At 33.8% G+C, this 4,883-nt stretch carries 5 protein-coding genes and 1 pseudogene; 2 read left to right on the top strand and 4 right to left on the bottom strand.

The window, feature by feature from the left end; translation table 11 throughout:
- Positions 1 to 143: 143 nt before the first annotated feature.
- Together SPI61_RS07720 and SPI61_RS01820 are read left to right on the top strand one after the other, a co-directional pair.
- The gene (locus SPI61_RS07720; protein WP_414601511.1) at positions 144 to 503 is read left to right on the top strand and encodes a helix-turn-helix domain-containing protein; all 360 of its coding nucleotides are present in this window, start codon (positions 144 to 146) and stop codon (positions 501 to 503) included.
- Positions 458 to 1,318: pseudogene (locus SPI61_RS01820) on the top strand (IS3 family transposase); the annotation flags it as partial. The gene SPI61_RS07720 and the pseudogene SPI61_RS01820, both read left to right, overlap by 46 nt.
- Before the next feature lie 390 nt (positions 1,319 to 1,708).
- Here SPI61_RS01820 and SPI61_RS01825 read toward each other — a convergent pair.
- The 4 genes from SPI61_RS01825 to SPI61_RS01840 all read right to left on the bottom strand — a co-directional run.
- Entirely contained in the window at positions 1,709 to 2,434 is a 726-nt protein-coding gene (locus tag SPI61_RS01825) for a copper homeostasis protein CutC (RefSeq protein WP_321136439.1), read from the bottom strand.
- 151 nt (positions 2,435 to 2,585) lie between these two features.
- On the bottom strand, positions 2,586 to 3,569 hold the full coding sequence (locus tag SPI61_RS01830; RefSeq protein WP_321136440.1) for a nucleotidyl transferase AbiEii/AbiGii toxin family protein: 984 nt from the start codon (positions 3,567 to 3,569) through the stop codon (positions 2,586 to 2,588).
- A complete protein-coding gene (locus tag SPI61_RS01835; protein WP_321136441.1) occupies positions 3,562 to 4,173 on the bottom strand; it encodes a DUF6088 family protein in 612 nt (203 codons plus the stop codon). The genes SPI61_RS01830 and SPI61_RS01835 overlap by 8 nt, the downstream gene beginning before the upstream one ends.
- 73 nt (positions 4,174 to 4,246) lie before the next feature.
- Positions 4,247 to 4,883: CD1107 family mobile element protein (locus SPI61_RS01840; RefSeq protein ID WP_321136442.1), on the bottom strand; the 637-nt coding region annotated here is incomplete at its 5' end.

Raw genomic sequence — 4,883 nt, forward strand, 5'->3', positions numbered from 1 at the left:
AATGGATTTTTTAAAATCCTCATCATAACGCTTTGTAGTCATAAAAGACCTCCTTTTATAATAATAATATATTTTTATTTCTTTGTCTACAATTATGGAGTTTGTTGCTATTTATGTGTCTACTAATTTGAGTATGTTCCAAAATAGTAAAATGGGTCCTAAATAACAACAAAAACTACAAAAAAGCCGCAGAAATATACAACCTAAACTACGCACTAATATACAAATGGACACAAACCTTCTTAAAAGAAGGAGAAGAAGGCTTAAAATACAAAAAAAGAGGACCAAAATTTAAAAACGAAATAGATAAAAGTAAACTCACAGACACAGAAAAACTAAAATATGAACTGGAAAAAGAAAAAGAACTTAGAAAAAGACTTGAACTGGAGCTTGAAATACTTAAAAAAAAAGAAGCTGTGGAAAAAGAACTCTACACTCAAAACTACGTCAAGAAGCTGAATACATTACTGTCGACATCTTCAAAGAAAAAGGATACCCTGTAACAACCATCTGTGAAATACTAAACATCTCAAGAAGCAGCTACTACAAATACAAAAAAAGAGAAAAACCTGAAAAAGAAAAACAAGACGAACTACTAAGCACACTAATAACTGAATACCACAAAACATATGACGGAATCCTAGGATACAGAAGAATGACCATGTTCATAAACAAACTAAACCACAAAAACCACTCGGAACAATACATCTACAGACTAATGAGAATCCTAGGGATAAAAGCAAGAATCAGAAGAAAAAAAGTAAACAGAAAAAGACTAAAACCATTCTACACAAGAGAAAACATCCTAAAAAGAGAATTTAATGCAGAAAAACCAAATGAAAAATGGCTTACAGACATAACAGAATTTAGAATACCTGGAGAGAATAAAAAACTCTACCTAAGTGCAATACTTGACCTGTACGACAACAGCATCATAGAATACGAACTATCCTACAGAAGCAACGTAGACATTGTATTTAAAATGTTTGACAATGCCATAGAAAAATACCCAAATGCAAAACCAATATTCCACAGCGACAGAGGCGCACAATACACATCAAAAGCCTTTAAAAGGAAGGTAGAAGAGCAAGGGATGACCCAAAGCATGTCAAGGGTAGGTAAGTGTATAGATAACGGACCAATGGAAGGTTTCTTCGGTATATTAAAGACAGAGATGTTTTATGGTAAAGAGTTTAATTCTTTGGAAGAATTAAAGGAAAAAATTGTGAATTTTATTGAGTTTTACAATAATGACAGATTACAAAAAAATTTAAACTGCATGGCTCCATTAGAGTACAGAAAACATGCAGTTGATTAATAGGTTTTTAATTAATTATTGTGTCTACTTGACAAGGGGCAGTTCATTACATTGCGACGCCCATATGTGAGTTTTTGAAATATGTGTTATCAACAACAACGGTGTGTATGTGAAATTTATTTTGTAAAAAAACACAATTGTATAAATCCACACTCGCTTTGCACGTCCCCCAAAATGTAACGGGACGGCACTGTGTGTCCTCCCACCCATTTATGTGTTTTTAAAATATGTTTTATCACCAACAACGCTGTGTTTTTAACGCTGTATAACCCCCTATCGCCTTCAAACCTAATTTGAGATGATATTTTGATGAGAAACAGTTGCATGAAGTTTCCGGAGTGAGGCATATTGGTAAATATGTCAGAGCGACTAAAACACGAGATCAGTCGTTTATCGCGAAAAGGCCCGCAAATTTGAAATTATCTTTCTAAGGTAATCGGCGTCTGCTACCGTATACACCTCATCCCTCTTATCCCCATTTTTTCCAAAATAAATCCCGGTGCCGGCGGTTGAAGTGTCAACAACCTCCCTGCCGCTCGAAACATGCACAAACTTTAAACCCAAATCCTTGATGAGCTCAATCGTATTCTCCCGAACTCCTCCCGAAATAATCTCCGGCTTTTCCAAAGTCAAAAGCTCCCGAATAATATCTTGCCCGTCGACGAGTGAATTGCCGCCCTTCGTAAGAATCCTCCTCACTCCGATTTCGGAAAGTTCCCTTGCAGCGGTCATCTTGTCCTTCACAACCTCAAACGCCCTGTGAAACACAACATCCATATCGCCCGCCTTCTCGCAAAACCTCTTTGAAAACTCAAAATCTACAGTCCCGTCTGCATTAAGCGCACCGAAAACAACACCTTGCGCCCCGGCTCTTCGAAACGCCTCAACATCTCGAAGCATAACCTCCTTGTCAAAATCCGAATAACAAAAACCCGCAGCGCGCGGCCTAACCATCGCCATAGTCGTAATTCCCCTCTCGAGAACCGCTTCCAAAAGCCCGATCGACGGAGTAATCCCCCCAACCTCAGTCAAAGAAACAAGCTCCACCTGATCTGCCCCCGCGTTTATCGCCGTAACCGCAGATTCCAATGAATCTACACAAACCTCAATAATCATAAAACACCTCTCTATTTATTAAGCCAAAATTGTATTTATATAAATTATATCATTCATAGTTTTATAAAACAACGTGAATAATAAAAAAGAGCGAAAAACTCTTCTCGCTCAAAGTGTTTCTCCCAAATATCGTATTATTTTCGGTTGAATTCTATTTATTAATTTCTTTTTCCAATTCTTTGAGTGCATTTATAATCTCATCAAAGCTTGGATAGGCTCCATAAATCATTTCTGACATAGCTTTATAATCTTTTTCTATTTCAGAAAATCTAAACTTATCTGGAACTAACCTCAAATTTCCATCTAATACATTTTCGTACTTTGCCCACTTTCTAGGATAAAATTTCATCTTAAATTCAGTCACTTTCTTTAATAAGTCCTTATTCTCCAAGGCTTTGTTTTTAAAATCTGAATTTGCTATTTTATATAAATCATAAAAGTGTCTTGCATATCTATGCGGCATATGAGAAGACTCCGGTCTATTTGCTTCGTGGTGTAAAATTGTTGCTTTTTCCCAAAAGGTTCTCTCTGCCGATACAGTTCTTATTTTTGTTTTTTCTTTAAATACATTCGGATAGACTTCTCCAATTATCGGCAAAATATCAACATCAATCGCAGGTGTCCACGCTGCGAGACTTCCTATTTCTAGTCTAATATTTTGTGATAAATAATTCGATTCAAAGATTTTCGGATATTTACAAAGAATTGTTTGCGGATCTATTATATCTATTGAAAATTCAAAATTAAAATCCTTTAAATCTTGTTCTAAGACTGTTAAAAATTTATCTCTTAAAAATACTTCTGTCTTTTCATTAACTTCTTTGTTGAATTTATCTTGCTTAGTATTTGACCTTTCAATCCATGGTTCTTTTTCTTCATATCCTAATACTCGCCAATCTAAGATTAGATCTATATCTTCTGAAAATCTTTCTATAAGCCCAAAGCATTTTGAAAGTGATGTTCCTCCTTTAAAGGTAAAATATTCCCTCCATTCGTTTTCATTAAATAGATAATCTAAGATAAAAGTAACCCAATAGTCCTTTTCAATAACTGCCTCAGATATATTTCTCTTTCTGGCTGTATTTACCATTAAAACTCTTAAGTCTTCTTTATTTTCTATATAAAACTTATTCATTTTTGCCCTCACAAATTTCCCTTATTACTTCATATATCCATGCAGGAACTGATTTTGATTCGTTCATTAAATCTGTTCTTTCTTCTTGAGTTAAATTTTCTCTTATCTTTTGTATAACTTCATTAGTTATACTTTCTTTGCCCAAAGATTTAATTGCTTGAATAACTGTTGCAGTCTTTAAGGACATATTAGCAATCTCTCCTGGGTTTACTTTTTTAAATTCTAAAATGGTATCTCCAATTTTATATTCCTTATATCTTCCACTAGATATATATTTATAGTGAGTTGGAACTTGTGTTGAAAGTCCTAATAAGTTTAAGGCTGTGCTATTATATGGTGCAATATTCCAATTGTATTTTCTTGCTATGGCAAGTGCTAACTCGTGAATTGATACTGCTTCGTACTCTCCAATTAATTCACTATATCTTGGATTGTAATAAAAACCATCAATGACACGCTTAATTTTATCTTCATCTGCTAATCTTTTCAATATTTGTCTAACCGTAGCATTAGATGCAATATCTAAAAAGTCATTTGCAAAAAATACTTTATGTGAGTCAAAATCATTTATTTTATCTGATATTTTTTCTGTATATGAACTCATTACAATTCTCCTTTGTCACGGATATTGTATCATATTCGTGACAAAGATTCAATTGTACTTAATTTTCATATCTTTATAATAGTTCATCATCTTCATCTAAAGATTCTTCGTGAGTTTCATCATCGTCATCATCTTCTGACTCACTAATATAATCCTCATCATCTTCTTCAAAGTCTTCCAACATTTTATCTTCTTTTGCTTTAACTACCTTAAAATAGTATCCTGTTCCTACTACTCCTCCAATTACAAGTGCAACAATTAGAAATGAACCTATTCCACTTTTCTTTTCTTCTTTTACTGGAACAGCCGTAGGCTCTTCTTTTTTCACTTCTTCTTTCTTAGGTTCTTCAACCTTTACAGCGTTTTTATCTTTTGATTCAATCATATTAAGTAGGTCTTGCTCTCCTACTTCTGTCAATAATCTTACATTATCTTGGTTTGATGAATGATCCACTATTAGGTGCATAGTTTTTCCACTTTTAGTTTGAAATGTTAAAAATTGTCTTACATCTACTGGATTTTCTTTATCTTTTTCTGTATCTCCACTTGGTGTAATATCTTTTCCATTCCTATCTACATTTTCAATTACTGAACCTCTTGCCTTATTTTCCTGTGTTGCAAGATTATTTACTGCCTTTGTATTACCACCTTTTACAAGTGGTGTTTTCTTTGGAGGATTATTTAAAGGTTTGTTTGATTCACTTGTATTT

Source organism: Ezakiella sp., assembly GCF_034180565.1.
In the GTDB taxonomy this organism is placed as follows: domain Bacteria; phylum Bacillota; class Clostridia; order Tissierellales; family Peptoniphilaceae; genus Ezakiella.

Excerpts from the sequence above, each read along its gene's own strand:
- SPI61_RS01825 (WP_321136439.1), bottom strand. The coding sequence starts at position 2,434 with ATGATTATTGAGGTTTGTGTAGATTCATTGGAATCTGCGGTTACGGCG.
- SPI61_RS01830 (WP_321136440.1), bottom strand. The coding sequence starts at position 3,569 with ATGAATAAGTTTTATATAGAAAATAAAGAAGACTTAAGAGTTTTAATG.
- SPI61_RS01835 (WP_321136441.1), bottom strand. The coding sequence starts at position 4,173 with ATGAGTTCATATACAGAAAAAATATCAGATAAAATAAATGATTTTGAC.